Annotated in this window: 23 protein-coding genes; 16 read left to right on the forward strand and 7 right to left on the reverse strand. The window is 38.0% G+C overall.

Annotation, left to right across the window (positions count from 1 at the left end; genetic code table 11):
- Positions 1-86 precede the first annotated feature (86 nt).
- The 5 genes from leuC to ACST13_RS03025 all read left to right on the forward strand — a co-directional run bounded on the left by leuC (position 87) and on the right by ACST13_RS03025 (position 6,888).
- Positions 87-1,490: a 3-isopropylmalate dehydratase large subunit gene (gene leuC / locus ACST13_RS03005; protein WP_459521740.1), complete on the forward strand. Its 1,404-nt coding sequence runs from the start codon at positions 87-89 to the stop codon at positions 1,488-1,490.
- 21 nt (positions 1,491-1,511) lie between these two features.
- A complete protein-coding gene (gene leuD / locus ACST13_RS03010; protein ID WP_459521741.1) occupies positions 1,512-2,102 on the forward strand; it encodes a 3-isopropylmalate dehydratase small subunit in 591 nt (196 codons plus the stop codon).
- Between the two features lie 25 nt (positions 2,103-2,127).
- A complete protein-coding gene (locus ACST13_RS03015; RefSeq protein WP_459521742.1) occupies positions 2,128-3,621 on the forward strand; it encodes an alpha-isopropylmalate synthase regulatory domain-containing protein in 1,494 nt (497 codons plus the stop codon).
- A gap of 12 nt (positions 3,622-3,633) precedes the next feature.
- On the forward strand, positions 3,634-4,707 hold the full coding sequence (gene leuB / locus ACST13_RS03020; protein WP_459521743.1) for a 3-isopropylmalate dehydrogenase: 1,074 nt from the start codon (positions 3,634-3,636) through the stop codon (positions 4,705-4,707).
- A gap of 72 nt (positions 4,708-4,779) precedes the next feature.
- A complete protein-coding gene (locus ACST13_RS03025; protein WP_459521744.1) occupies positions 4,780-6,888 on the forward strand; it encodes a S9 family peptidase in 2,109 nt (702 codons plus the stop codon).
- A gap of 126 nt (positions 6,889-7,014) precedes the next feature.
- Here ACST13_RS03025 and ACST13_RS03030 read toward each other — a convergent pair whose 3' ends face one another.
- Positions 7,015-8,079, reverse strand: coding sequence for a M42 family metallopeptidase (locus ACST13_RS03030; protein WP_459521745.1), 1,065 nt, complete (start codon positions 8,077-8,079; stop codon positions 7,015-7,017).
- Between the two features lie 137 nt (positions 8,080-8,216).
- On the opposite strand from ACST13_RS03030, the gene pfkA reads away from it, so the two are divergent.
- On the forward strand, positions 8,217-9,191 hold the full coding sequence (pfkA, locus tag ACST13_RS03035) for a 6-phosphofructokinase (RefSeq protein WP_459521746.1): 975 nt from the start codon (positions 8,217-8,219) through the stop codon (positions 9,189-9,191).
- Here pfkA and ACST13_RS03040 read toward each other — a convergent pair.
- Positions 9,188-9,934: a YdcF family protein gene (locus ACST13_RS03040; protein ID WP_459521747.1), complete on the reverse strand. Its 747-nt coding sequence runs from the start codon at positions 9,932-9,934 to the stop codon at positions 9,188-9,190. The genes pfkA and ACST13_RS03040 overlap by 4 nt on opposite strands.
- 40 nt (positions 9,935-9,974) lie before the next feature.
- On the opposite strand from ACST13_RS03040, the gene ACST13_RS03045 reads away from it, so the two are divergent.
- Positions 9,975-11,363, forward strand: coding sequence for a DUF4369 domain-containing protein (locus ACST13_RS03045; RefSeq protein ID WP_459521748.1), 1,389 nt, complete (start codon positions 9,975-9,977; stop codon positions 11,361-11,363).
- A 2-nt stretch (positions 11,364-11,365) separates the two neighbouring features.
- On the opposite strand, the gene ACST13_RS03050 is transcribed toward ACST13_RS03045, so the two are convergent.
- The gene (locus ACST13_RS03050) at positions 11,366-11,899 is read right to left on the reverse strand and encodes a septal ring lytic transglycosylase RlpA family protein (protein ID WP_459521749.1); all 534 of its coding nucleotides are present in this window, start codon (positions 11,897-11,899) and stop codon (positions 11,366-11,368) included.
- Positions 11,900-12,052: 153 nt separating this feature from the next.
- Between ACST13_RS03050 and ACST13_RS03055 the strand changes: the two genes are divergently transcribed.
- Both ACST13_RS03055 and ychF read left to right on the forward strand, forming a co-directional pair.
- Positions 12,053-12,370 carry a DUF3276 family protein gene (locus ACST13_RS03055; protein ID WP_459459731.1) on the forward strand — a complete coding sequence of 106 codons (318 nt, stop codon included), beginning with the start codon at positions 12,053-12,055 and terminating at the stop codon, positions 12,368-12,370.
- Positions 12,371-12,461: 91 nt separating this feature from the next.
- A complete protein-coding gene (gene ychF / locus ACST13_RS03060) occupies positions 12,462-13,565 on the forward strand; it encodes a redox-regulated ATPase YchF (RefSeq protein ID WP_459521750.1) in 1,104 nt (367 codons plus the stop codon).
- A gap of 76 nt (positions 13,566-13,641) precedes the next feature.
- Here ychF and ACST13_RS03065 read toward each other — a convergent pair whose 3' ends face one another.
- Genes ACST13_RS03065 through ACST13_RS03075 form a run of 3 tightly spaced genes read right to left on the reverse strand, consistent with a single transcriptional unit; the run spans position 13,642 to position 18,300 of the window.
- Positions 13,642-14,868 (reverse strand): type IX secretion system plug protein, encoded by a 1,227-nt coding sequence (locus ACST13_RS03065; protein ID WP_459521751.1) that lies wholly within the window; start codon positions 14,866-14,868, stop codon positions 13,642-13,644.
- Between the two features lie 5 nt (positions 14,869-14,873).
- Positions 14,874-16,739 (reverse strand): ABC-F family ATP-binding cassette domain-containing protein, encoded by a 1,866-nt coding sequence (locus ACST13_RS03070; RefSeq protein ID WP_459521752.1) that lies wholly within the window; start codon positions 16,737-16,739, stop codon positions 14,874-14,876.
- 1 nt (position 16,740) lies between these two features.
- Positions 16,741-18,300: an FMN-binding glutamate synthase family protein gene (locus tag ACST13_RS03075; RefSeq protein ID WP_459521753.1), complete on the reverse strand. Its 1,560-nt coding sequence runs from the start codon at positions 18,298-18,300 to the stop codon at positions 16,741-16,743.
- A gap of 91 nt (positions 18,301-18,391) precedes the next feature.
- Between ACST13_RS03075 and ACST13_RS03080 the strand changes: the two genes are divergently transcribed.
- From ACST13_RS03080 to ACST13_RS03100, 5 genes are read left to right on the forward strand one after another with little or no spacing between them, the layout of a single operon-like run.
- A complete protein-coding gene (locus tag ACST13_RS03080) occupies positions 18,392-19,471 on the forward strand; it encodes an Ldh family oxidoreductase (protein WP_459521754.1) in 1,080 nt (359 codons plus the stop codon).
- 1 nt (position 19,472) lies between these two features.
- Positions 19,473-20,507: an endolytic transglycosylase MltG gene (gene mltG / locus ACST13_RS03085; RefSeq protein WP_459521755.1), complete on the forward strand. Its 1,035-nt coding sequence runs from the start codon at positions 19,473-19,475 to the stop codon at positions 20,505-20,507.
- 1 nt (position 20,508) lies between these two features.
- Positions 20,509-20,922, forward strand: coding sequence for an acyl-CoA thioesterase (locus ACST13_RS03090; RefSeq protein ID WP_459521756.1), 414 nt, complete (start codon positions 20,509-20,511; stop codon positions 20,920-20,922).
- Positions 20,915-21,829 (forward strand): YihY/virulence factor BrkB family protein, encoded by a 915-nt coding sequence (locus ACST13_RS03095; protein WP_459521757.1) that lies wholly within the window; start codon positions 20,915-20,917, stop codon positions 21,827-21,829. The genes ACST13_RS03090 and ACST13_RS03095 overlap by 8 nt, the downstream gene beginning before the upstream one ends.
- On the forward strand, positions 21,830-22,456 hold the full coding sequence (locus tag ACST13_RS03100) for an L-threonylcarbamoyladenylate synthase (RefSeq protein WP_459521758.1): 627 nt from the start codon (positions 21,830-21,832) through the stop codon (positions 22,454-22,456).
- Here the strand turns inward: ACST13_RS03100 and ACST13_RS03105 are convergent.
- Positions 22,453-23,337 (reverse strand): lysophospholipid acyltransferase family protein, encoded by an 885-nt coding sequence (locus ACST13_RS03105; protein ID WP_459521759.1) that lies wholly within the window; start codon positions 23,335-23,337, stop codon positions 22,453-22,455. The genes ACST13_RS03100 and ACST13_RS03105 overlap by 4 nt on opposite strands.
- Before the next feature lie 50 nt (positions 23,338-23,387).
- Here ACST13_RS03105 and ACST13_RS03110 point away from each other — a divergent pair, with 50 nt between their 5' ends.
- Together ACST13_RS03110 and ACST13_RS03115 are read left to right on the forward strand one after the other, a co-directional pair.
- Positions 23,388-23,987 (forward strand): WbqC family protein, encoded by a 600-nt coding sequence (locus tag ACST13_RS03110; RefSeq protein WP_459521760.1) that lies wholly within the window; start codon positions 23,388-23,390, stop codon positions 23,985-23,987.
- 46 nt (positions 23,988-24,033) lie between these two features.
- The gene (locus ACST13_RS03115) at positions 24,034-26,607 is read left to right on the forward strand and encodes an ATP-dependent Clp protease ATP-binding subunit (protein ID WP_459521761.1); all 2,574 of its coding nucleotides are present in this window, start codon (positions 24,034-24,036) and stop codon (positions 26,605-26,607) included.

The raw sequence follows: 26,607 nt of genomic DNA on the forward strand, positions 1-26,607 counted from the left end.
AGGGTATTTGCTTTGCATTTTTGCAAAAAAAACGCGATTTTTGTAGCTTAATTATAATTAAAGCGCCTTTTAAATTAAAGTATATAATGAGCAATTCCCCAACAACCTTATTTGATAAAGTATGGGATTCACATGTCGTTCGTAAAATTGCTGATGGTCCCGATGTTTTCTTCATTGACCGTCATTTTATTCATGAAGTGACTTCCCCCGTTGCCTTTTTGGGACTACTAACACGTGGTATAGGTGTTTTATCCCCCGAACGTACGTTTGCGACAGCGGATCATAATACGCCTACGATTAACCAACATTTGCCGGTTGAAGATCCGCTTTCCGCGAATCAACTATTGCAATTGGAGAAAAATACAGCGAAGTATGGTATTTCTCATTGGGGTTTAGGTAATCCTAAAAATGGAATTGTTCACGTAGTAGGACCTGAAAACGGAATTACCTTACCAGGTATGACAATTGTTTGCGGGGACTCTCATACCTCTACGCACGGGGCTTTTGGTGCTATTGCCTTTGGAATAGGTACATCAGAAGTCGAGATGGTCCTTTCGTCTCAATGCATTATGCAGCCTAAGCCTATGAAAATGCGTATTAACGTGAATGGGATATTAGGAAAAGGTGTTACACCTAAGGATGTGGCTTTATATATTATCTCTAAATTAACAACTTCAGGTGCGACCGGTTATTTCGTAGAATATGCCGGGGATGTTTTTGAAAAAATGTCCATGGAAGGCCGTATGACGGTTTGTAATTTAAGTATAGAGATGGGTGCTCGTGGCGGAATGATTGCTCCGGACCAAACCACATTTGACTATATCCATGGTCGCGAATTAGCTCCTAAAGGGGCTGATTGGGACAAACAATTAGCTTATTGGAAGACCTTGAAGACAGATGCCAGTGCTACATTTGATGAGGAAATTACTTTCTTAGCGTCTGATATTGAACCGATGATTACCTACGGTACTAATCCAGGTATGGGAATGGGTATTTCGAAGCATATTCCTAATGCAGTTGATATAGAAGGTGGTGTAGCTACTTATGAAAAGTCATTAGAATATATGGGCTTTGCTCAAAATGATTCGATGATTGGTAAAAAAGTGGATTATGTATTTATCGGATCTTGTACAAATGGACGTATTGAGGACTTCCGTGCCTTCGCTTCGATTGTAAAAGGTCGTAAGAAAGCAGAACATGTAACGGCTTGGGTTGTTCCTGGTTCTCATGTAGTGGAAGCGCAAATTAGAGAAGAAGGTATTTACGATATTTTAACAGAAGCAGGATTTGCTTTACGTCAGCCAGGTTGTTCGGCTTGTTTAGCAATGAATGATGATAAGGTACCTGCAGGTAAATATGCGGTAAGTACGTCTAATCGTAATTTTGAAGGTCGTCAAGGGCCAGGATCTCGTACTTTATTAGCGAGTCCTTTAGTCGCTGCTGCGGCTGCAATTACTGGTGTAGTAACTGACCCAAGAGAATTTTTATAATATCGAATAAATAAAAGCAATATGGCTTACGATAGTTTTAATGTACTAAAAAGTTCCGCAGTTCCTCTTCCTATTGAGAATGTGGATACAGACCAAATCATTCCCGCTCGTTTCTTAAAAGCAACTGAGCGTACAGGTTTTGGAGATAATTTGTTTAGAGATTGGCGTTATGAAAAGAACGATGCACCTAAGGCTGATTTCGTTTTAAATAATCCGACTTATTCTGGCAAGATTTTAGTAGGGGGCAAGAATTTTGGTTCTGGTTCTTCACGTGAGCACGCGGCTTGGGCCATTTATGATTATGGATTCCGTTGCGTGGTTTCATCCTTCTTTGCGGATATTTTCCGTGGAAATGCCATTAACGTAGGTGTTTTACCGGTTCAGGTTAGTCCCGAATTTTTACATGAGATTTTCACTGCGATTGAAGCGGATCCTAAGGCTGAACTAGAGGTGAGTTTACCAGAACAAAAAATTACGATTGTTTCCACTGGGGTATTTGAGAATTTTGCCATTAATGGATACAAGAAGAATAACTTATTGAATGGTTTCGATGACATTGATTATTTACAAGCCATTAAATCTGAAATCAGCGCATTTGCTGTAAACCGCTAATCATTTGAAACGCCACATAGAAATAATGGATACGACCCTTCGCGATGGGGAACAAACCAGCGGAGTATCGTTTTCAGCATCAGAAAAGCTAACTATTGCTCAATTGCTATTGACTGAATTAAAGGTGGATCGCATTGAGATTGCGTCCGCTCGTGTTTCTGAAGGCGAGTTCCAGGCCGTTAAAAAGATCACTTCTTGGGCAGCACTGAATGGTTACCTTGATAAAGTAGAGGTTTTGACTTTTGTGGATGGAGGAACTTCGGTTCAATGGATGTTAGATGCGGGAGCAAAGGTGATGAATTTATTGACTAAAGGTTCTTTAAATCACCTCAAACACCAATTGAAGAAAACCCCGGAGCAGCATTTTGCTGAAATTGCAGAGACCATTTCTTTAGCAAAATCAAAAGGATTATCCGTAAATGTCTATTTAGAGGATTGGAGTAATGGGATGCGCAATAGTGCAGACTATGTTTTTCAATACCTGGATTTTTTAGTTACTCAGCCTATCGAGCGTGTTTTATTGCCTGATACCTTGGGAATATTAACTCCTTATGAGGTTTGCGTTTTTATAAAGCAATTAATCGTTCGTTATCCTGAAACGCATTTTGATTTTCATGCGCATAATGATTATGATTTAGGAACGGCTAATGCTTTAGAAGCGGTACGTTGTGGAGCTCATGGCTTACACTTAACGGTGAATGGTATGGGTGAAAGAGCTGGTAATGCTCCTTTAGCCAGTGTAATAGCTGTACTAAACGATTACCAAACGGATGTGAAGACCTCCGTTTGTGAGAAGTCCTTGTACCGGGTAAGTAAATTAGTGGAAACCTTTTCTGGATTCCGTATTCCGGTAAATAAGCCTGTCGTAGGAGAAAATGTGTTTACTCAAACAGCCGGTATTCATGCGGACGGAGACAAAAAGAATAACCTGTACCACAATGATTTGATGCCGGAACGTTTTGGCAGAGAGCGTAAATATGCTTTAGGTAAAACGTCTGGGAAAGCGAATATTGAAAATAATTTAGCGGCATTGGGTATCCAATTATCTGATGAAGATTTAAAGAAAGTAACCCAGCGTATTATTGAATTAGGGGATCGCAAAGAGGTTGTTACTCAAAATGATCTTCCATACATTATTTCAGACGTCTTAGACAGTAGTGCAATAGAAGAGCGTGTTCAAGTATTGAATTATGTTTTAACGCATTCTAAAGATTTACGTCCGTCTGTTACCTTGAAAATTTCGATTAATGGCGAAATTTTTGAAGAGCATGCACAGGGGGATGGTCAATACGATGCTTTTATGAAAGCATTAGGAATAATTTTTGAGAAACATGGTAAGATTTTACCTCTTCTAAAGGATTATGCCGTGCGAATTCCACCAGGAGGGGATTCTGATGCTCTTTGTGAGACGATTATTACGTGGTCGGATGCAGGAAAAGAATTAATTACAAGGGGTTTAGATTCTGACCAAACCGTGTCAGCAATTAAAGCCACTAAAAAAATGTTGAATTTGATTTAATTATAAATAATAATGGCGAAGAAGCATATTTTAATTGTTCCAGGTGATGGAATTGGTCAAGAAGTAACCATAGTAGGAAAAAAAGTATTAGAAAAAATTGCGGCTAAATTTGGTCATGATTTTACGTACGATGAAGCATTAATTGGTCATGTCGCGATTGAAGCAACAGGGGATCCATTGCCAGCGGAGACTTTGGTAAAGATGAAAGCCTCTGATGCCGTTTTATTCGGCGCAGTAGGTCACCCTAAATACGATAATGATCCATCGGCTAAAGTTCGTCCAGAACAAGGTCTATTGAAAATGCGGAAGGAATTAGGCTTATATGCGAATCTACGCCCCATTAAATTATTTGACGAATTATTAAGTGCTTCTAGTATTAAAGAAGAGATTTTAAGAGGAGCAGATATTTTATTCTTCCGTGAACTGACTGGGGATATTTATTTTGGAGAGAAAGGACGTAAGAATAATGGCGATACAGCTTATGACGTGGCCGAATATAGCCGGTATGAAGTGGAGCGTATTGGTCGCAAAGCTTTCGAAGCCGCGCGCACACGTAAGAAGCATTTAGTATCTGTCGATAAGGCAAACGTATTAGAGTCATCTCGTTTATGGCGAGAAGAGATTCAGAAACTTGCTTTAGAATATCCAGATGTAACGGTGGAATACCAGTTTGTGGATACAACAGCTATGTTATTGATTAAAGATCCGAAGCGTTTTGACGTAGTGGTAACAGCCAATTTATTTGGTGATATCTTGACAGATGAGGCCTCTCAAATTGCGGGTTCTATGGGTATGTTAGCATCCGCTTCTATCGGTGATGGAACAGGGGTTTATGAGCCTATTCACGGTTCAGCACACGATATTACGGGTATGGGATTAGCGAATCCGATGGCCTCTGTATTATCAGTTGCCCTATTATTAGATATTTCTTTTGGTATGAAAGCCGAATCCGAAGTGGTTATTAATGCGGTGGACCAAGTTTTAAAGAAAGGTTACCGAACGGGTGATATCGCTGATGCGTCTACAGATAAATCTATGATTTTAGGTACTGATGCAATCGGAGAAGAGATTTTGAAATTGATTTAATCGAATTAACTTGTATTTTTATGCTCAGTGTCTTCGGATGCTGAGCATTTTTTTTAACAAGACATTTCCTCTATGAAACACCTATTATTTCTATTTATTTCTTTTTCTGTATTTTGCCAAAGTCCCAAAGAGAAAATCCAAGTCACTGATTTACTTAAAATCAAAACAGCAGGAAGGCCTCAGGTTTCTCCTAAAGGTTCACAATTTATTTATACGGTGACATCTGTAGTAGATGATCCAGATAAAAAGGGGGACTTTGTTTATCAAACACATTTGCATCTTGGAAATCTTAGCACAGGAGAAACGCGTGCATTAACTTCAGGAAAGAATTCGATTTCATCTCCATCTTGGAATCCGGATGGAACTAAAATTAGCTTTACGCGAGATATGGGAACTAAGTCTCAGGTATATGTGCTTGATCTGGCAGGAGGGGAACCGCAAGCTATTACTAGTTTACCATTTTCGGTATCCAATCCCGTGTGGGCTGCCTCAGGTACAGAAATTTATTTTCAAGCCTCGTTTACAATGAAAGAATTTTTAACGGATTCAGTTTATAATAAAAAAGGTTTAGTCCCTACCTGGACATTGGAGAAACCTATGCTAACGGGCATAGCGAAGAAAGCGAAATCTAATCCAAACGGATCCATCGAAGAAGTGCGTGCCTATTTAGCCCAAAATGAGGTTGATAAGAAAGCAAAAGTGATTAATCGTTTGAATTTTCAAGAGGAAAGTACGACCACCTCTGAATTGCCAATACCCGCTTTATTTAAGACCAGTTTATTAGGCAAGACTGAATTAGTTAATAACCCTTTTCAGCGTTTGTCTGATTTTGAGATAGGAGCAGAGGGCATCTATGGTATCGTTCCAGCGGATTCTCTAATTCATCCGGATAAGGTGCAGGATTCCTATATTGGTTTTAAATCGGTTCAGGCTACTAAAGTTATTTACCAAAAACCGGGTTATAGAATCTCTAATTTAACCTTATCTCCATCCGAAAAATGGTTAGTCTTTCAAGAAGCCAAGTCAACAGGAGTTCAGAATGCTTCCTTACAAATAATCTCGCTTATAAATCCTACTTTAATCATTAAGGTTCCTTTTGATCGTGTAATCACTCAGGTAAAATGGTCATTAGATGAAAGCAAGCTCTATTTTACGGCTCAAGATCAGGGTGGGGCACCCCTTTATTTTTTTGATGTAGCCTCTAAGCAAGTGAAGCAAATTACGGACCAAAAGACAGGTATTTTGGGGTTTGATATAACTAATACGGGTTTTGTTTATGCCAAGACAGGTATAGAGAATCCATCCGAAATCTACCAACAATCTGCCGATTCAGTGAGAACGTTCACCTCCTTGAATACGAATTGGTTAGCGAACAAAGAAATTGTTAAACCTTTGAAACATACTTTTACGAATTCAAAAGGACAAAAAATTGACTACTGGGTCATGAAGCCTACGGAATTCGAAGCAGGAAAGAAATATCCTTTAGTTTTAAATATTCATGGTGGACCCTCAGCGATGTGGGGAACGGGTGAGGCGAGTATGTGGCACGAATTCCAATACTATGCTGCGAAAGGAATGGGCGTTGTTTACGCAAATCCAAGGGGTTCTGGAGGATATGGATCCGAATTCCTAGCTGCCAATGTAAAGGATTGGGGTTCAGGACCTACCTCAGATGTGATGAAGGCATTAGATTTAACGATTGCTGAGGGTTGGGCAGATACCACACAACTAGCTGTAACGGGAGGTTCTTATGCCGGTTATCTAGTCGCTTGGATCGTGGGCCATACCAATCGATTTAAAGTGGCCAGTGCTCAAAGAGGCGTGTATGAATTATCAACCTTTATGGGAGAAGGCAATGCTTGGCGTTTAGTACCTAATTATTTTGGTGGATATCCGTGGGAAAAAGCTACTAAAGCAATTCTTGATCGTGAATCACCTTATAGCTATGTTCAAAACATCAAAACTCCTCTTATTATTTTCCACGGAGAAAATGATTTGCGGACAGGGGTTATTCAAGGCGAGATGCTTTACAAAAGTCTAAAAGTATTAGGACGCGATGTGGAGTATGTTCGTCATCCAGGCGGAACTCACGAACTAACTCGTTCTGGCAATAACCGTCAGCGCATTGACCAGATGTTGAGGACGTTTGAGTTTTTTTCGCGCTATTTAAAGATTCAGTAGACAGTAGATAGTAGTCAGTAACCAGTGGACAGTGGACTAAAAATAAGAGTAGAGAAATTTATACCATCTCTACTCTTTACTCTCTAATCTATTATCTACTGGTTACTGTCTACTAGATACTGACTGTTAATTAAAATATCGCCAATCCTCCCAACCCTTCACCTTCAATAAACAATGGTAGATGAGGTCAATCACCGCATTCATGTCATCCTTAGCGATGGTCTCAACGGTTGTGTGCATATATTTTAAGGGCAAGCTGATTAGCGCGGAAGCCACACCTTCGGTTGCATAGGCAAAGGAATCTGTATCAGTTCCTGTAGAACGTGAAACGGCTTGTCTTTGGAAATCAATCTTATTTTCTTGCGCTACATCGATGATGAAATCACGCACATTATTTTGTACAGCAGGACCATAACAAATAACAGGGCCTTTTCCGCAAGACATATCACCTTGCGTTTTCTTGTTATACATGGGTGATTGTGTATCGTGTGTTACATCGGTGATGAAAGCCAAATCTGGCTTTAATCGGCGAACGATCATCTCCGCCCCACGTAATCCAATTTCTTCTTGAACGGAATTGACTACATAAAGAGTAAAAGGCAATTTTACCTTATTCTCTTTTAGCCTTCTTGCCACTTCAGCAATCATATAACCACCGATGCGATTATCTAAAGCACGACCGACTAAGTATTTGCCGTTTAATTCCATTAACCCATCTTCAAACGTAACAACCGTTCCTACGTGGATGCCCATTTCTTCCACTTCCTTTTTATTGGCAGCGCCACAATCGATGAATATATCAGCGATGGCTGGAGCTTTATCTTTGGCAATATCCCGAACGTGAATCGCTGGCCAGCCAAAAATACCTTTAACCACCTTATCTTTCGTATGAATATTAGCGCGCATAGAAGGTGCAATTAAGGCATCTGAACCTCCATTGCGACGCAAGAACAAATAGCCATTATCATCAATGTAATTGATAAACCAAGAGATTTCATCCGCATGAGCTTCGATGACTACTTTATATGGCTGCCCCGGATTTATAACACCTACCGCAGTGCCATAGGTATCTATGATTTTTTCGTCGATGAATGGTTGAATATAATCTAACCAAATTTTTTGGCCACTCGCCTCAAATCCGGTAGGGGATGCATTATTTAAATAAGCGTATAAAAATTCATTTGCGTTCATATGCGGAATAAAATTAAATTTGATCTTCCCAAATTTACGTTTTTATTGCTTTTTAAATAGAAAAAATGAAGGTAAAAAGACAGAAAGATTGTATTTTTGAATGATTAAGAGGTCTAAGAAATTTTAATATACAAGAGATGAAGAAAATAGCCGTATTTACCTCAGGTGGAGATGCACCAGGAATGAATGCATGTATTCGTGCAATTGTTCGTGGCGCTGCTTACCATGAGGTTGAAGTTTTTGGAATTGTCCGAGGATATAATGGAATGATTAAAGGGGATATTATTCCTTTGAATTCCCAATCAGTTAGTAATATTATTCAACGTGGTGGGACAATTTTGAAATCAGCCCGTTCTAAGGAATTTATGACCACAGAAGGTCGTCAAAAAGCATACGATAAATTACAGGAATTTGGTATTGAAGGTTTAGTAGCTATTGGTGGTAATGGTACTTTTACTGGAGCTGAGATATTTTATAATGAATTTAAAATACCTACGGTAGGCGCTCCTGGCACGATCGATAATGATTTATACGGTACGGATTATACGATTGGTTTTGATACAGCCGTAAACACAGCGCTTGATGCAGTGGATAAAATTCGGGATACGGCCGACTCACATGATCGCGTTTTCTTTATTGAAGTTATGGGCCGTGATTCCGGATATATTGCGATACAATGTGCGATTGCAGGTGGAGCTGAGTCAGTTATGATTCCAGAGAACTTAACGTCTGTAGACGATATAACAGCCATTCTTCAAAAGGGATTTGACAAGAAAAAATCGTCTTCCATTGTGATTGTAGCTGAGGGGGATGAAGAAGGTAATGCTCAAATAGTAGCTAAGAAGATTAAAGACAAGATGGGCGAAAATTTAGATATTCGCGTAACTACTTTAGGACATATTCAACGTGGGGGAATTCCTACCGCATCTGACCGTATTTTAGCTAGTAGATTAGGTTTAGGAGCTTTGGAAGGTCTATTACGTGGAGAAAAAAATGTGATGGCTGGTGTCGTAAATAATCAATTGATTTATACACCTTTCCATGATACGATTACAAAGAAGAAACCTGTTTCTGAAGATTTATTTCGGATGGTGGAAATTTTGTCTACTTAGGCAAAACCTACGATCTTATAAATAACATAACCAGCGATTTCCCTGATTAATTCAGCGAATTTACTCAGGTTGCGTTCTTTAGGAATGATTTGATCAAGGATACCTGAAGGGGTATCCTTTTTCTTTATATCTGCAGGATAATCATCGACTAAAAAACCTTCTTTTAGATAGCAAGCCTTCGCACGAGGCATATGCATCGCAGATGTGACTAATAATATTTTTTCTGCCAAAAATGGTTTTAACATTTGCTTGGTATATACCGCATTTTCGTGCGTATTTCGTGCGTCTTCTTCCAAGTAAATATCTTTTTCAGCTACGCCCATTGCGATTAATACCTCTTTTACTTTTTTGCTTTCTTGTGTATCATCGATTTTCAAGCCTTTAATATTGACATTTCCCCCAGTTATAATCAGTTTCTTGACTAATCCTTTTTTGTAAAGTAATAAGGGTTGAACAAAACGGTCAGCTGTTTCTCCTGTTCGGTAACCTTCGCCTGATCGCATCATTCCACCTCCTAGAATGATACACCATTGATAGGATTGCTTTAATGAGGTTTGTGGGCTTTCATAGGCTAAATAGCATTGATTAACGAACCAGCCATTGCTGAATAGCAATAATATGCCTACGCTTATAGCAATAAATCGTTTTGAAAAGCGACTAAAGTAGGCAAAGCCTAGTAGAATGAATATCCAGCAAATTGGTTGAAGTAAAAAGTCAAGTATTTTAGAAAGGATAAAAAACATCGTAAATTTGATAGTGTAGACACAAATTTATTCTAATCTTATGAAAGTAGTCGGTTCTCTTGTTTTTATTTTATTATTCGGTACGTGTTCGTTCGCACAGTACGATATTAAGGGAAAAATTGCCGGTTTGTCTAAATCGGAAGTGTATTTAGCTCATTATTTTGGCTATAACCAACAAGTCATTAAAGACACAGTACTGGCGAATGATTCAGGTGAATTTCAATTTAAAGGCAATGAGTCATTACCTAAAGGCTTATACCTGATATCGTTTCTCAAATCTAAGTATATCGATGTGGTAATGGAGGATGCTAATTTTTCTTTTACACTTGATACTACTGATATTTTAAAGTCCATCTCTTTCGTTAATTCATCCGAAAATACCGCATTTTATGCTTTTCAGCGTAAGATGAACGATTTATATACGGCTATTAATCAACCTAATTTAGCTCCTGTTCAGAAGCAAAGTTTGAGTAAAGAAATTCAGGTTTTTCAAAAACAATGGAAGACCGAAAATGCTACACTATTTGTGTCTAAGTTAATTGAATCCTCTTTTGATCCAGAAATTCCAGTGTATACGGGCACGTTAAAATCGAAAGCTGATACTACTAAAATGCAAATGTATCAATATCAATATTATAAGAAACACTATTTTGATGGCTTAGATTTAGCAGATGAGCGAATGGTGAGAACGCCCTTTCTTCAGAGAAAATTAGAGCGGTTTTTTAAAGATTTAGTTGTTCAAGATCCGGATTCGATAGCAAGGGAATCTGATCTTATTTTGGCCAAAGCAAAGGACACCGATATTCGACGCTATATCATTTATAAAATTGCGAGCACCTACGAGAATAATCCCATATTAGGTACAGAGGGCGCCTTTGTACACCTGGCTGAGAAGTATTATATCGGGGAGCCAGCTTTATGGGATTCGAGTACAGTACGTCGAATGAAGGTAAGGCTAGCTATTATTAAGCCCTTGTTACTAGGAAAACCTTTTCCTAAAATGAATTTGACTGATGTTTCAGGTAAGGATTTAAACATCGCTACTTTGCCTTTTAAATATACAGTTGTCTTCATTTATGATCCGGATTGTAGTCACTGCAAGGAAGAAACGCCTAAATTGTTTGCCTTAAACGATTATTTCAAATCTAAAAATATAGGCGTAGTGGCAAGTTCTATTGTCCGTGATAAACAAGCTTGGAAGAAATTTATTACGGAGTTTAAAATAGGTTCATGGTTGAATGGAATAGATATTCACATTAATCCCCAGACTGGTAAAGAGGAATATTATACTGATTTTAAGAATACCTTTGATGTTTATTCTACGCCGGTGGTCTATGTATTAGATCAACAAAAGAAAATTGTGGGTAAGCGTATTCCGGTCGAAAATTTAAAAGAATTTATTCAGTATTTAGAGAACAAGCGTAAGTAAAACTATCGTTTAATATATTTTTTATTGATATACTTTTTGTGTTTTATATTCTTCTTCATTTTATAGTGTGTCTTGTATTTAAGACGTGACTTTTGGTAGAAGTTTCGGCTAAATTTGGGATTACTTACCAGCGAAAGTTTCTGATAGGGAATGAGCATCAATTCATTCTCAAAACCGACAATTTTAATCTTTACTCGAACAAGACCTATTTTTTTTAGGTTTAATTTTTTAGCTGCTGCTTCGGATAAATCAATCACTCTGCCTTTTCTATAAGGGCCTCTATCGTTTATTCGAACAATTACGCTTTTGCGATTAGTTAAATTGGTTACTTCTACTAAAGTATTGAAGGGAAATTTTTTATGGGCTGCGGTTGCAGTAGTTTTTTTTAATCGCTCACCATTAGCTGTTTTTTTTCCATAAAAGGAGTTAGCATAAAAGGAGGCAATTCCTATTTTTTCATATCCTAAATCTTGTGAGAAAGTGTTTAGGGATAAAAATGTGCATATCAATAGAGCTATTGATGGTATTTTTATCATTAGGAATTTAGATGATGATAGTAAAGATGTAGGTTTAAATCGGGATAAAAAAATGAAGGGAATGAGGGGCTTTGCTTAAATTAGTTGATTTTTTTTGAGTGAATCAGAATAAATAGTAGTTTTACACATTGTGAAACTATAATTTAAATATCAGTGGAAGAAAGAGATAGAGAAGAATTATTTTCTAAGCGTATTCGGGCAGGAAAGAGAACTTATTTTTTTGATGTGAAGTCGACCCGTTCTCAAGATTATTACATTACGATAACAGAAAGTCGTCGTCATCAAAAAGAAGACGGCGTTGTATATGAAAAGCACAAGATGTTCTTATACAAAGAGGATTTTGATAAGTTTATAGAAGGTTTAAACGAGGCAGTTAATCATGTGAAGACTGAATTAATGCCAGACGTTGATTTTACCTCGTTTAACCGTGATGAAGATGAGTTTGGTGGAACAGATTTAAAATGGGAATAGTGCTCTCTTAAAATATTTGAAAAAGCCTCTGAGAAATCAGGGGCTTTTTGATTTTTAGCCGTACTTTTGTCCTTTCATTTTTAAAATTACTATGGGATTAACTTGTGGAATCGTCGGATTGCCTAATGTAGGTAAATCAACTTTATTTAGTGCTATTTCTTCTAATAAAGCAGAAGCGGCTAATTATCCTTTTTGTACGATCGAACCGAATGTGGGTATCGTTACAGTACCGGACGATCGTTTAAATATTTTAGCTGAATTAGTAAAGCCGAATCGCATTTTGCCTACGGTGATTGAGTTTACAGATATTGCTGGATTAGTGAAGGGAGCTTCAACAGGTGCAGGTTTGGGGAATAAATTTCTAGCAAATATTAGAGAAGTGGATGCCATCATTCACGTCGTACGCTGTTTTGAAGATGAAAATATTATTCACGTTGAAGGGCGAGTTAATCCGGTAAGTGATAAAGAAATTATTGATTTTGAGCTTCAGATTAAGGATTTAGACTCAGTAGATAAAAAGATTTCTAAGACGGAACGAGCTGCAAAAGCAGGGGATGCAAAAGCGAAGGCTGAATTAGCTGCTTTGCTTCAATTTAAATCTGCTTTAGAAAAAGGTAATTCGGCTCGTACGGTTGTCATGGATGATGATCTTCGTCAAGCCGCTATTGGTGATTTATATTTATTGACTGACAAGCCAGTTATATATGTGGCTAATGTAGATGAAGCTTCTATTTCAGCAGGTGGTAATCAATTTGTAGATGAATTGAAAGCTAATGTCGCACCTGAAAATGCGGAAGTGGTTGTAGTTTGCGCAGCTTTAGAAGCGCAAATTGCCGAAATGGAGGATATGGATGATCGTGCCATGTTTCTAGAAGAATATGGTTTAAAAGAATCTGGATTAAGTAAATTAATTCGAAGTTCATATCATTTATTAAATCTGATAACTTATTTCACTGCGGGTGTACAAGAAGTGAGAGCTTGGACGATTCAAAAAGGTTGGAAGGCTCCAGCAGCGGCAGGTGTAATTCACACGGATTTTGAACGTGGATTTATTCGCGCTGAGGTGATTAAGCTAGTTGATTATGTGGCATACAAAACGGAAGCGGGTTGTAAGGATGCGGGCAAGTTAAGCGTAGAAGGTAAAGATTATATAGTAGCGGATGGTGACATCATGCACTTTAGATTTAATGTATAGAAATTCTCGTCCGCAACTTCGGACTCATTCCCTCCGGACTGACTATCGACTAGTGACTGCTGGAACTGTTTACTGACTACTGGATACTGACTAGCGAAGTATACCCCACCAGTGCATCATACCGTGTGCCAGGTTTTTGATAGAATACAAGTAGCTCGTATACATTTTCGGTTTGAGAATAATTTCCCTCTAATGTGCTGTTAGAGGGATTTTTGCTTTTAAACTGGTAATTATAAATACCCTGTTTCAATATTTGTGTATTTTCAAGAAATCCAGTCTCTTTATTTATTTGTAATAGGGAGGACATTTTGTAGTCATTAAAACCGCCAATCAGGTAAATGTCATCTTTAGTCTCCACGGGCTTTAATCGAAATGTACATTCTACATAATCCGCTTGTAGGGGATTTTCTCGATTTTCGTAGGATTCAATTACAAAAGAACCATTCAAATCATTTCTTTGGACATAGGAATACAATCCTTGCGCTTGTTCGATTTGGGTATTGATTCGGTTTATTTTTTCTCCTGTTTCTATATGATCCACGAAACTTAATTTTTGTTGCGAACTTCGAAGGTCAATGATTCGGAATTCATTCGTTCCTGCAATGGCATTTTCTTGGTTAAAAAATGGGAAAACCAGGCTATTTTCTTGGCTATTAAATTGGCCAGGAGGTAAATGATGTAACAGATTATGGGATTGATGGTTTTGGCGTAATTGAATTTTAAGTTGATCATCACCCGTGAAGTTTAGACTAGGAGGGATATGTAATTTAAAATCAATGCTTTGATGGCTTGCCCGTAAATCGTTTGTTTTAGCGTAGGAAAAAGAAGTTGCGGCCGTAATTACTTGTTCTGCTATTGAGAAACGTACGCAAAGTACCGTATCTCGCTTATTTCGTTTGTTATAGACCATGGCTATATAATTGCCACTCACTTTAACGGAAGGAATAGGCACTGAATAATGAATATAGGGGACTTTTGTGCCGATGGATGATTCTGGATTCCTCAGTGGAAAATCATTAAAATCTTGTAAATATTCTAGATCTGCTAAAGGGGACGGATTCCAATCCGCCTGGCAATGTAGGAGCCTAAAGTAATAATTGGGATAATTTAGGGCTAAATCATCAAATTGAAGACTAGATTTGTTCTCAGACCCCAAGTTTAAAACGACATTGGGATGCAAAAAAACAGCCTCATTTTTAATGAAAGCTGTCTTAATATTCGGATGATGAATTCGTGACTGTATTTGGCTATTTGCGCAAAATGGAAGACTTAAAATCAGCAAAAGTGAAAAATAGGTCTTCATACGATTTAGATTAATGCTTCCCAGGAGGCTGTAGTCGCAGCTAATTTTTCCTTTTCAGTTGCCATGGATGTTTCCAACGCTTTTAATCCTGCATAATCAGCTTTATTAGCTAAATCAACCATTTGTAACTCAATAGCAGAAATACTATTTTCAATCTCGATTATTTCTGCCTCTAATTTTTCAATTTGCTTGGCTTGATTAGGAGATTTGGCCTCTACTGGAGCTAATTCGGCTTTCGGCTTGGCTGTAGATTTTACGGCTGCTGGTTTAGCTGATTCCCTCGACGCCATCCATGTTTCGTATTCATCGAAGGATCCAGGATATTCCTTGATTTCATGATCTTCGATATACCAAATTTTGTTTGCAATGTTACTTACAAAATAACGATCGTGGGATACGACTACATACGTGCCTTCGTATTGTTGTAATGCCTGAATTAAGATATTAACCGACTGCATATCCAAGTGATTGGTAGGCTCATCGAGTAAGAGGAAGTTAGCTTCGGAGATTAATACTTTGGCCAAAGCAACGCGGGATTTTTCTCCCCCTGACAGTACTTTGATCTTTTTAAATACTTCTTCACCTGAGAATAAGAAACAGCCTAAAACGGAGCGCAATTCCATTTCGGTCTTAGCCGTTCCTGTTGCTTTTAATTCATCAATTAACGAGTTTTCTACTGTTAAACTCTCTAATTGATGTTGTGCGAAGAAGGATTCGATGACATTATGACCTGTCCGTCTTTCTCCTTGTATTTTTTCGGTTCCAGAAATAATTCGGAGTAGGGTGGATTTACCCTTTCCATTGGCGCCGATTAACGCAATTTTATCCCCTCTATTAATGGTTGCGGAGGTATTCTTTAAAATAACTTTTTCTCCAAAAGCCTTCGAAATATGTTCTAAAAACAAGATAAAGCGACCAGGTTCTGTCCCAAAGTTAAATTTGAAATTCACTTTTGCTTTTTCATCCACTACCTCATCTATCATATCGATGCGATCCAGAGCTTTAACGCGGGATTGCACCTGTTTTGCCTTAGAGGCTTTGGCCTTAAAGCGTTGAATAAATTTCTCTGTTTGACGAATTTGGGATTGCTGATTTTCAAATGCCCCTTTTTGAATTTCATTTCGTAACGCTTTTTCCTCCATATAGAAAGAATAATTACCTGGATATAAGGTAATTTTAGAGCCTGAAACTTCAGCAATACTGTCTATGGTTCTATCTAAGAAATAGCGATCGTGGGAAACGACCACAATGGAACCCTCATAATCGTGTATATATTTTTCAACCCATTCAATGGAAGGTAAGTCCAAGTGGTTAGTAGGCTCATCCAGCAGGAGCAAGGCAGGCTTTTGTAATAAAAGCTTAGCTAACATAACCCGCATACGCCATCCTCCAGAAAATAATTTTAAGGGACGATTTAAATCATCTGTGCTAAATCCTAAACCTTCTAGAATTTCTTCTGTACGAGATTGAATGGTGTAACCGTCTAATCGTTCAAAATCCTCTTGAAGTTTCGCTAATACATCAATGTCTTTGTCTTCATAATTTGTTTCCATTTTATGAAGTACCTTATCAATATCATGTTGTAACTCTAATTGCTTCTCAAAAGCCTGCATCGCCACATTTAAGATACTATCATCTGTTTGATAAGACAATAAATCTTGATTTAAAAAGCCGATGGTACAATCCCCGGATTTAGAAATAGTTCCTCCGTCTGGGGTATATTCTCCTGAAATGAGACGCAATAAAGTAGATTTACCGGTTCCGTTAGCACCGATTAAACCGATTTTCGTCCTAGGCTTGATGTGTAAACTTGCCCCTTCGTACAAGGCGCGACTTCCGAAATAGAAGTTCAAATTAGATATTGATAACATTTTACAAAGATAGCCGTTTTCTTGCATTTAGACCACCTAAATACGGACATTTGACTAATTCTTCTAAGCCGTCATAGCTAGCCTCTGTTTTAGTATAGCCTAAAGCCTTAGACAGAGCCATTGTTCTATTATTATCTCCCATAGACCATTCAATGTCATCCATAGTCATTTGGCAAGGATGTTCGTAACCACAGGCATGGGTAATCTCTGCGATTTCCTTCACTAAAGTGTAGTGATAGCGATAATAGCGCTCGCTTTTTAGGGTCACGTCTATTCCAGCTTGAAGCCATTTATTGGAAGTAGCAATCCCCGTAGGGCAATGATTTGTATGGCATTTTTGTGCTTGAATACATCCGATGGACATCATGGCTTCGCGGGCAATGTGAATACTATCAGCACCCATAGCAAATGCCATCAAGGCTTTTTCGGGGAAGCCCAATTTACCTGAGGCAATAAAGAAGATCTTATCTGTTAAATTATGACGTTGGAATATTTGGTAAATTTTAGCGAAAGCAAAGGTAAAAGGCATAGAAACGTGATCAGCAAAAGCATGTGGAGCCGCTCCAGTACCACCTTCTCCTCCGTCTATGGTAATAAAATCTGGGCCGTTTTCATTTTTAGCCATATAAGCGGCTAGCTCTTCCCATTGTTCTAATTTTCCGATGGCCGATTTTACACCTACTGGTAATCCTGTCTCCTTTGCCATGGCTTCAATGAAATCGACCATTTCAGGAACATTTGAAAATTCAGAGTGGAAAGCGGGGGACATAGCATCCCTATCCATCGGAATTTGGCGAATTGCTGCAATTTCTTTGTTGATTTTAGATTTAGGTAACATGCCACCTTTACCAGGTTTAGCACCTTGAGATAATTTCAATTCTATGGCCTTAATACATGGGTTTTCGATTACTTTTTGTTTTAGTTTTTCCATGGAGAAACGGCCATCTAGTTCTCTAACACCGAAATAGGCCGTCCCTATATTTAACATCACATCTGCCCCATTTTGGTGGTAGGGTGATAAGGATCCTTCTCCGGTATTGTGGTAACAACCTGCGATAAGAGCTCCTTTGTTCAATGATTCGATAGCTTTGGCAGATAAAGAACCATAACTCATACCTGATATATTTACGACAGAATAGGGGCGAAAAGGCTTCGCTCTCTGATGATATAAACCGATGACTTTTGCTGCCGGTAAAACACCTGGATTTTTAGTAAAAAGATGTTCCGCAGATGGATTAAACCCCATCATGGCATTTTTAATGAAAATATAGCCAGGAGCGCTAAAATCTTGATCAGTCCCAAAACCTTGTAAATTATTTTCATTCTTCGATGAAGCATAAATCCAGGAGCGTTCTTGTCGATTAAAGGGTAATTCCTCTCGATTATTGGCCACAATATATTGCCTTAATTCAGGTCCAATGGTCTCAAGCCAATACCTTAAATGTCCTACAATTGGGAAATTATGCGATATAGTGTGGCTTTTTTGAAGAAATATATCGCGAATGATGACTAGAATGATAATCAGCGCTAGCCAAAACCAAACGGATGTTATTAGGATCATAGTTTTTGATGAAATTGTGATTCAAATTTAGGTGCATTTTTGCAATATTATTACCAATTGTTCTAATTATCTTTGTGGTTTAGTTTACACTATGCAAGCAGATTATCATTTATTGAAAAAATATGTAGCTTCTGTATTTACAGCAATTGGTTGTAGTGAACAAGAGGCTGAATTAGCGTCCGATGTATTGGTTTCTGCTGATGCAAGAGGAATTGATTCTCATGGGGTAGCTCGCTTAGCGGGTTATGTACGATTATATGATAATGGCCGATTAAATACGAAGCCACAAGTAAAAATCTTACATGAAACTCCTTCCACAGCTACGTTAGACGGTGATCGAGGTTTAGGTTTAGTAGTGGCGCCTAAGGCAATGGAAATTGCTTGTGAAAAAGGGGCTTTAGTAGGTACAGGATGGGTAGCGGTTCAAAACTCAAATCATTTTGGCATTGCCGGCTACCATGCAATGAAGGCTTTGCCTTCTCAAATGATCGGTTGGGCGATGACTCATGCGGCTCCCTTAGTTACCCCCACTTTTTCTAAAGAGAAATTATTAGGAACTAATCCGATTGCAGTGGCTATTCCAGCTAATGAGGAGCCAGCTTTTGTAGCAGATTTCGCTTCCACAGCAGTGGCATATGGTAAACTAGAAATCTTACAAAGAAAAGGATTGAATACTCCAGATGGATGGGTGCAAGATGCGAATGGAGATCCTTCTAATGATGCTTTTGCCATAAAAAATGGAGGAGCTTTGTTGCCATTAGGAGGAGATAGAGAACACGGCTCACATAAAGGGTATGGTTTAGGCGCTATTGTAGATATTTTATCAGGCGTATTATCTGGAGCCAATTTTGGGCCCTGGGTGCCACCCTTTGCGACAGCGGGTTTTATGCAAGCTGGTGAAACAGTGGGTAATGGAACTGGTCATTTCTTAGGGGCGATGCGAGTGGATGCCTTTCGGCCTGCCGAAGATTTTACCAGAGATATGGATAAATGGATTCGTCGATTTAGGTCAGCTAAAGCGGTAGAAGGTAAGCAAGTAATTATTCCAGGCGATCCAGAACGTGAATTAGAGGCTATTCGTCGAGTGGAAGGAATTCCTTTATTATTCCCAGTGGTTGAAGATTTAAAATCGTTAGCCACGCGTTTTACTTTAGATTTTAAAATTGATTAATATGGTGTCGAATAAAAATTTAAAGATTTTCATCTTGTTATTTAGTTTGGTTTCGGCCATGTTTTCCTATTATGTATGGCAGGTTTTTAAAACCCCTAATTTTCGGGTAGAAGCTAATCAACCATTTGAATTATTCATTTTAGAAAAGGCGTCCTATGAAACCGTTTTAGATACGCTGAAGAAACACGATTTAGTCAGAGATCAATTGAGTTTTCGTTTTTTGGCTAAAGTCCTAAACTACCCTGAAAAAATCCGTCCAGGTCGTTATATCATTCATAGTGAAATGGGTAACTGGGAGTTGTTGCGGAAACTAAGAAATGGTCGTCAGGATGCCTATAAAGTGGTGATAAACAATTTTCGATTAAAAGAGGATATGGCAGGTCGGATTGCAAATCAAACAGCTTACGATTCTGCTGCGATTTATGCTATTTTGGATTCTACTGAATTAATGCAACAATGGGGTTTTAATTCAGAAACTAGTCCGGCCATTTTTGTTCCTAATACCTATGAGGTGAATTGGACAACTTCATTTCCTGAGTTTTTGGAAAAAATGAACAAGGCTTATGTGAAGTTTTGGACAACAAAAAGAAAGAGTGATGCCGAGAAATTAGGTTTAACACCTGTTCAGGTAGCTATTTTAGCGAGTATCGTTTATGGTGAATCTAAGAATTCTAAAGAACAAGCTCGCGTAGCAGGTGTTTATTGGAATCGTCTACAAATAAATATGCCTTTACAAGCTGATCCTACCGTGGTATTTGCTTGGAAGGATTTTACAATTAAGCGGGTGACCGGTAAATATACAGCTCTGAATTCGCCTTACAATACCTACCGGAATACGGGTCTTCCGCCAGGTCCTATTTCTATTGTACCTGTTGATGTGATTGATAGAGTTTTGAATTTAGAACATCATCAGTTTATTTATTTCTGTGCTAAGGAAGATTTTTCTGAAAATCATTCATTCGCGGTAACTTACAAAGAGCATATGCAAAATGCGGCGAATTACCAGAAAGCATTAGACCAACGTAAAATCCAGTAAGATGCTAAAGCACAGCGTTTTTTATCGAGTTTGTTATGCGGATACGGACCAAATGGGCTATGTCTATTATGGGAATTATGCGCGTTTCTACGAGATAGCTCGGGTAGAAACATTGCGTCATATTGGGGTAAGCTATAAGGTGTTAGAAGAGGCTGGGATCGGTCTTCCTGTCTACGAGAACTATTCTAAATTCCACGCGCCGGCTTTGTATGATGACTTAATACGCATAGACTGTTCGCTAATTAAAATGCCTTCAGCTCGCATTGAATTTGAATATAAAATTTATAATCCATCAGATGTTTTACTACATGAGGGTAGGACAACATTGGTTTTTATGGATTTAGTAAGTAAAAAGGTAGTTAAGGCTCCCGATTGGTTAACTACAGCCATTTTAATTCATAAAAAAGATGATTAAAAAGGTTATAAGGGAGCTGAAATTATTTTGGAAGGACTGCGAGGAACATTATATTCTGGCACGAATCCTGACTATTTTATATAAAAAGATTTTTCATTTTGATATTGACGTGCGCGCGGCTGCGGTAGCCTATAATTTCACGTTGGCCGTTTTTCCTACCATCATCTTTTTGTTCTCTTTATTGGCCTACATTCCGGTGGATAATTTTGATATGAAGATGGTCAATTTTTTGAAGTCATCTATTCCTAAAAATCTACAACAGGATTTTACTGAATTGTTATTAGATTTAATTCGCAAGAAATCAGGTGGTGTTTTATCTTTTGGATTCATATTTGCCTTATACGCATCTACTAGTGGCATTCAAGCACTCATTCGATCCTTTAACTTAACGTATAGAACAAAAGAAAATAGAGGCTTTTTCAAAGAACGGGTGATAGCCGTTTCTTTAAATTTCTTGTTGACTTTCGTTCTTATCACCGCTTTCTCCGTATTTATTGTTGGGAAATTAGTGATCGGTTATTTAAAAGGGAAGGGTTTGATCGATTATGATTTTAACTTTTATATGTTGAATATTTTGACCTACTTTTTAATATTTGCTATTTTCTTCTTAACTATTTCAATCATTTATTATTACGCTCCGGCTATTACGAAAAGATGGAAATTTTTCAATGCGGGTTCTATCACTGCCTCTATCTTAACCATTTTAGTTACTAATTTATTCTCTTATTATCTTGTCAATTTTGCTAGTTATAATAAAGTATATGGGTCGATTGGATCTTTAATTGCTTTGATGGTTTGGCTCTATTTTATCGCGCTTATTTTATTAGTCGGATTCGAAATTAATGCCAGTATTGATCAAGTTAAAGAAGAAAAAGAGGACGCAGAAACAGATTATTTCTTTGAATAAATGATGGCAGAACTAATTCGACTATACGATAAAAATAACAGCCTGTCGAACCTAGATTTGATCGTAAAGGCATTGGAAAAGGATGCGGTAATCGTCTATAAAACGGATACCATGTATGCCTTAGGTTGCCATATAAATTCTACCAAGGCGCTTAATCGAATTTGTGAAATAAAGGGAATTCAGGCCTCGAAGAACCGTTTTTCTATTATCTGTGCGGATCTGAGTTCAATTGCTAATTATGCCAAAGTATCTGATTTCGCCTTCAAAACCTTAAAAAGATACCTGCCAGGAGCCTATACTTTTGTCTTGCCTGCAAGCTCAAAAGTTCCCTCTATTTTAGTACAAGGAAAGAAAACGGTAGGTTTACGTATACCTGAATACGAACCGATTCTTTTAATAGTGGAACAGTTAGGTGTACCTATTTTAACAACTTCTTTGCCACAAGATGGATTAGAATTAGAAGATTATACAGATCCTAGTTTGATATTCGAACGAATGGGTTATACGGTAGATCTAGTCTTAGATGGTGGGATAGGAGCTTATATTCCATCCAGCGTCATTGAAATTAAAGATCAAGAATTTGATATTATTCGAGAAGCTGCGGGAGATTGTTCGCCCTTTTCTTAAGACCATTTTAGGTTTAATTTATCGGGCTTTGTATGCTTCCAGCGTCGATGTGACCATAAATATTGTTCTGGATACGCATTAATTGATTTCTCTAATCTCCGCGCAAATCGCTCGATAATTTCCCCTGGTGCTAATTCTTCAAAAGGCTCATTTGCTAAAAGCTCATAAGTCATGGTATATTTCCCTCTTTTCTTACGAATTACCTCCGCAAAAACGACTGGATACTTATAGTCTCTTGCAAAGCGTTCCATGCCTGTAAAGAAGGCGGTATCCTGGTTTAGAAATGTTGTCCAATAGGCACTTTCTGGTTTCTGAGGTGCTTGATCAGAAGCTAAACAGATAACTCGAGGAATATCTTTTCGTTCACGAGTTAATAAGACTGATTCTCTTTTTTCCAATAAATTGACATGCCCAAAACGTGATCTCACTTGTTTAGTAAATTCATTAAACGTGGGATTATTTAGTTTTTGGTAAATAACATCATGTGGATTTTTGCTTAATGCTAAGCGGTGAATCGCCCATTCCCAATTTCCTTGATGACCTGCCACTAAAATAACTGGAATTCCTTTTTTAATAAAATCGGTAACTAGGTCTTCGTTTTTGATTTCAAAACGATCTAACATCTCCTCTTTTGTAATGGAAACGCCTTTGAAAAACTCCACTAATTGATCTGTTAAATAGCCATAAAAACGATAGGTGAGTTGATTTAACTCTTTTTCTGAAGCATCCGGAAATGAATTCTTCAAATTACTTTGAATGACCTTTTTCCGGTATGGAATTAGATGATAGAATAAAACGGCACAAAAAGAAGCGAAACCGTATAGTACAGGTAGGGGTAATCTTCCAATTAGTTTGTACAGAAACAGGGGAGACACTTTCATTCTTATTATCTTTGTTCTTTGATTTACAAATATCCGATTAATTTTTGGGAATGCACATTGAGACGCATTATTTGCCTAGTTTAGAATACATGACGCTTTTGCTTCAGAATCCGTCTTTGGTTTTTGAAGTGGAGGAGAATTTTCCCAAACAAACTTTTCGCAATCGTTGTTTGATTTTAGGTGCGAATGGCGTGGAACGCTTAACCGTTCCAGTTATTCATATTTCAGGAGAAAAAGTTCATACGAAAGATACGAAGATCGATTATTCCCAAAACTGGGTTAAGCAACATCAAGGAGCCATTCAAGCAGCTTATGGTAATGCACCCTACTACGAATATTTTGTGCCATATTTAAGTCAAATTTTTGCGAAAAAAAGGTTTTTTTTAGTAGATTTAAATATTGATTTATTGACTTTGGTTTATCATATTTTAGATTCGCCTTTAGAATTTAGTGTGACACAAGAGTTTAAGAAATTTGATGGCCTAAGTGGTTATGATTTAATTAGTGCAAAAAAAGAGTGGTCAGAGCGATCAATTTATTTAAATAGACTGTATAGGCAATGTTTTGGGACAGAATTTGTGCCTAATTTGTCAATACTTGATTTATTAATGAATTACGGAAAAGAGTCTTTGACGTTTTTAAAAAAATAGGGAACAATTTATGTGTTCAAATGGTTGATGAACATAAATAGACGATATGGAGGCTAAATTTTCGAATAAAGTGAAGGAAGTCATCTCGCTAGCGAGAGAAGAGGCATTACGTTTGGGTCACGATTATATCGGTACTGAACATTTGATGTTAGGAATGATTCGGGATGGACAAGGTCCTGGCATCGATTTATTATTGCGTTCTGGTGTTTCTTTGGATTCTTTACGCCAAAGCATCGAACACTCTACCGCTTCTACCACTCGTTCTTCCTTTGATCGGGAGAACATGTTAAATATTCCCCTAACTAAGCAGGCCGAAAAAGTGTTGCGCTTAACCTATTTGGAAGCGAAATATTTCAAGACCAATGTCGTGGAGACAGATCATTTGTTGATGGCTGTTTTACGGGATGAAGATAATGTGGCGACACAAGTTTTAGAGAAATACCAAGTCTATTATGATCTAATCAAAGAAATGGTTGAATTCCAATCAGGAAATGGTCAAGGATCTAATCCCAAAGCAGGTTCAGATACAGACGATAATGACGATGATTCACGCTTATATAGTGCTGGTTCTGGTTCTGCAGGTGGAGCAAGTTCTGGTAGTACTACTGGATCAAAGCCTGGCGAAAAAAGTAAAACACCGGTTTTAGATAATTTTGGTCGTGATCTAACAAAGATTGCTGAAAATGGCAAATTAGATCCGATTGTAGGTCGTGAAAAAGAAATAGAACGTGTGGCACAGATTTTGTCTCGCCGCAAGAAAAATAATCCTATTTTAATCGGTGAACCTGGTGTGGGTAAAACGGCCATAGCAGAAGGTTTAGCCTTGCGCATCGTTCAGAAGAAAGTATCAAGGGTTCTTTTTGGTAAAAGAGTGGTTACGCTTGATATTGCCTCTTTAGTGGCTGGTACTAAATACCGCGGTCAATTCGAGGAGCGTATGAAAGCGGTGATGAATGAATTAGAGAAGTCGACAGATGTGATTCTGTTTATTGACGAATTGCATACGATAGTAGGTGCTGGTGGTGCATCAGGATCATTAGATGCTTCTAATATGTTTAAGCCAGCTTTAGCTCGTGGAGATATACAAGTTATTGGTGCTACGACGTTAGACGAATACCGTCAATATATTGAAAAAGATGGTGCTTTAGCTCGTCGTTTCCAAACCGTTATGGTAGATGCTACTACCGTCGATGAAACGATCGAAATCCTACATAATATTAAAGATAAGTACGAAGATCACCACCATGTCATTTACACGGAAGAATCCATTATAGCCTCTGTGAAGCTTTCTGATCGGTATATTTCGGATCGTTTCTTGCCGGATAAAGCAATCGATGTGTTAGATGAGGTGGGTGCGCGTGTGCACATTTCTAATATCAATGTGCCGGAAGATATTGTAGCACTAGAGGCTCAAATAGAAATCGTAAAAAAAGAGAAGAATCAAGTGGTGAAATCTCAGAAATATGAAGAAGCGGCGCAATTACGCGACCGGGAGAAGAAATTAATTGATCAATTAGAAGAATTAAAGGCAGCTTGGGAAGAAGACTCGAAGAAACAGAAGTTTACTGTTACCGAGGAGCACGTAGCGGAGGTAATTGCTCAAATGACGGGTATACCAGTGAATCGGGTAGCGGCTAAAGAAGGGGCCAAATTGTTACAGATGGAAGATGAACTTGCTAAGCAAGTTATCGGCCAAATAGATGCCATTAAGAAATTAGTAAAGGCCATTCAGCGTACGCGTGTAGGTTTAAAAGATCCGAAGAAACCAATTGGTTCATTTATCTTTTTAGGTCCTACAGGGGTAGGTAAGACAGAGATGGCTAAAGTTCTGGCCACGTATTTATTTGATAAGGAGGATGCGCTAGTGCGTATTGATATGAGTGAATACATGGAGAAGTTCAGTGTATCTCGTTTAGTAGGAGCGCCTCCGGGCTATGTGGGTTATGAAGAAGGAGGTCAATTGACGGAGAAGATTCGCCGTAAACCTTATGCAGTGGTTCTATTAGATGAAATCGAGAAAGCACACCCTGACGTATTTAACTTATTATTACAAGTTTTAGATGATGGTATTTTAACAGATGGTTTGGGTCGTCGAGTTGATTTTAGAAATACGATTATCATTATGACCTCTAATATTGGAGCGCGTGATTTAAAGGATTTTGGTTCTGGAATTGGATTCTCGACTAAATCTAAGTTGGATAATTTAGATGAATATGCGAAGACCACCATTCAAAATGCGTTGAAAAAGGCATTTGCTCCTGAGTTTATTAACCGTTTGGATGATATTATTGTATTTAACTCGTTAGAGCGTCCTGCGATTCATGAAATTATTGATTTAATGTTAGCGAAGTTAAAAACTCGTTTAGTAAATCTTGGTTTTGAAGTAGAATTAACGGATAAGGCGAAAGATTTCATGGCTGATAAGGGCTATGATCCTCAATATGGGGCTAGACCTTTAAATAGAGCGATTCAGAAATATTTAGAAGATGCTTTAGCGGAAGAGATATTGAAAGGGGCTTTAGCAGAAGGAGAATATATTTTGGCTGATTTTGAGGAGGGAGCTGATGGTTTGACTTTGGTAAGAAAAACAAGAAAAGGATTAACCAAACAAAAAAAATAA

The sequence above is a fragment of the Aquirufa sp. A-Brett2-W8 genome, assembly GCF_054558755.1.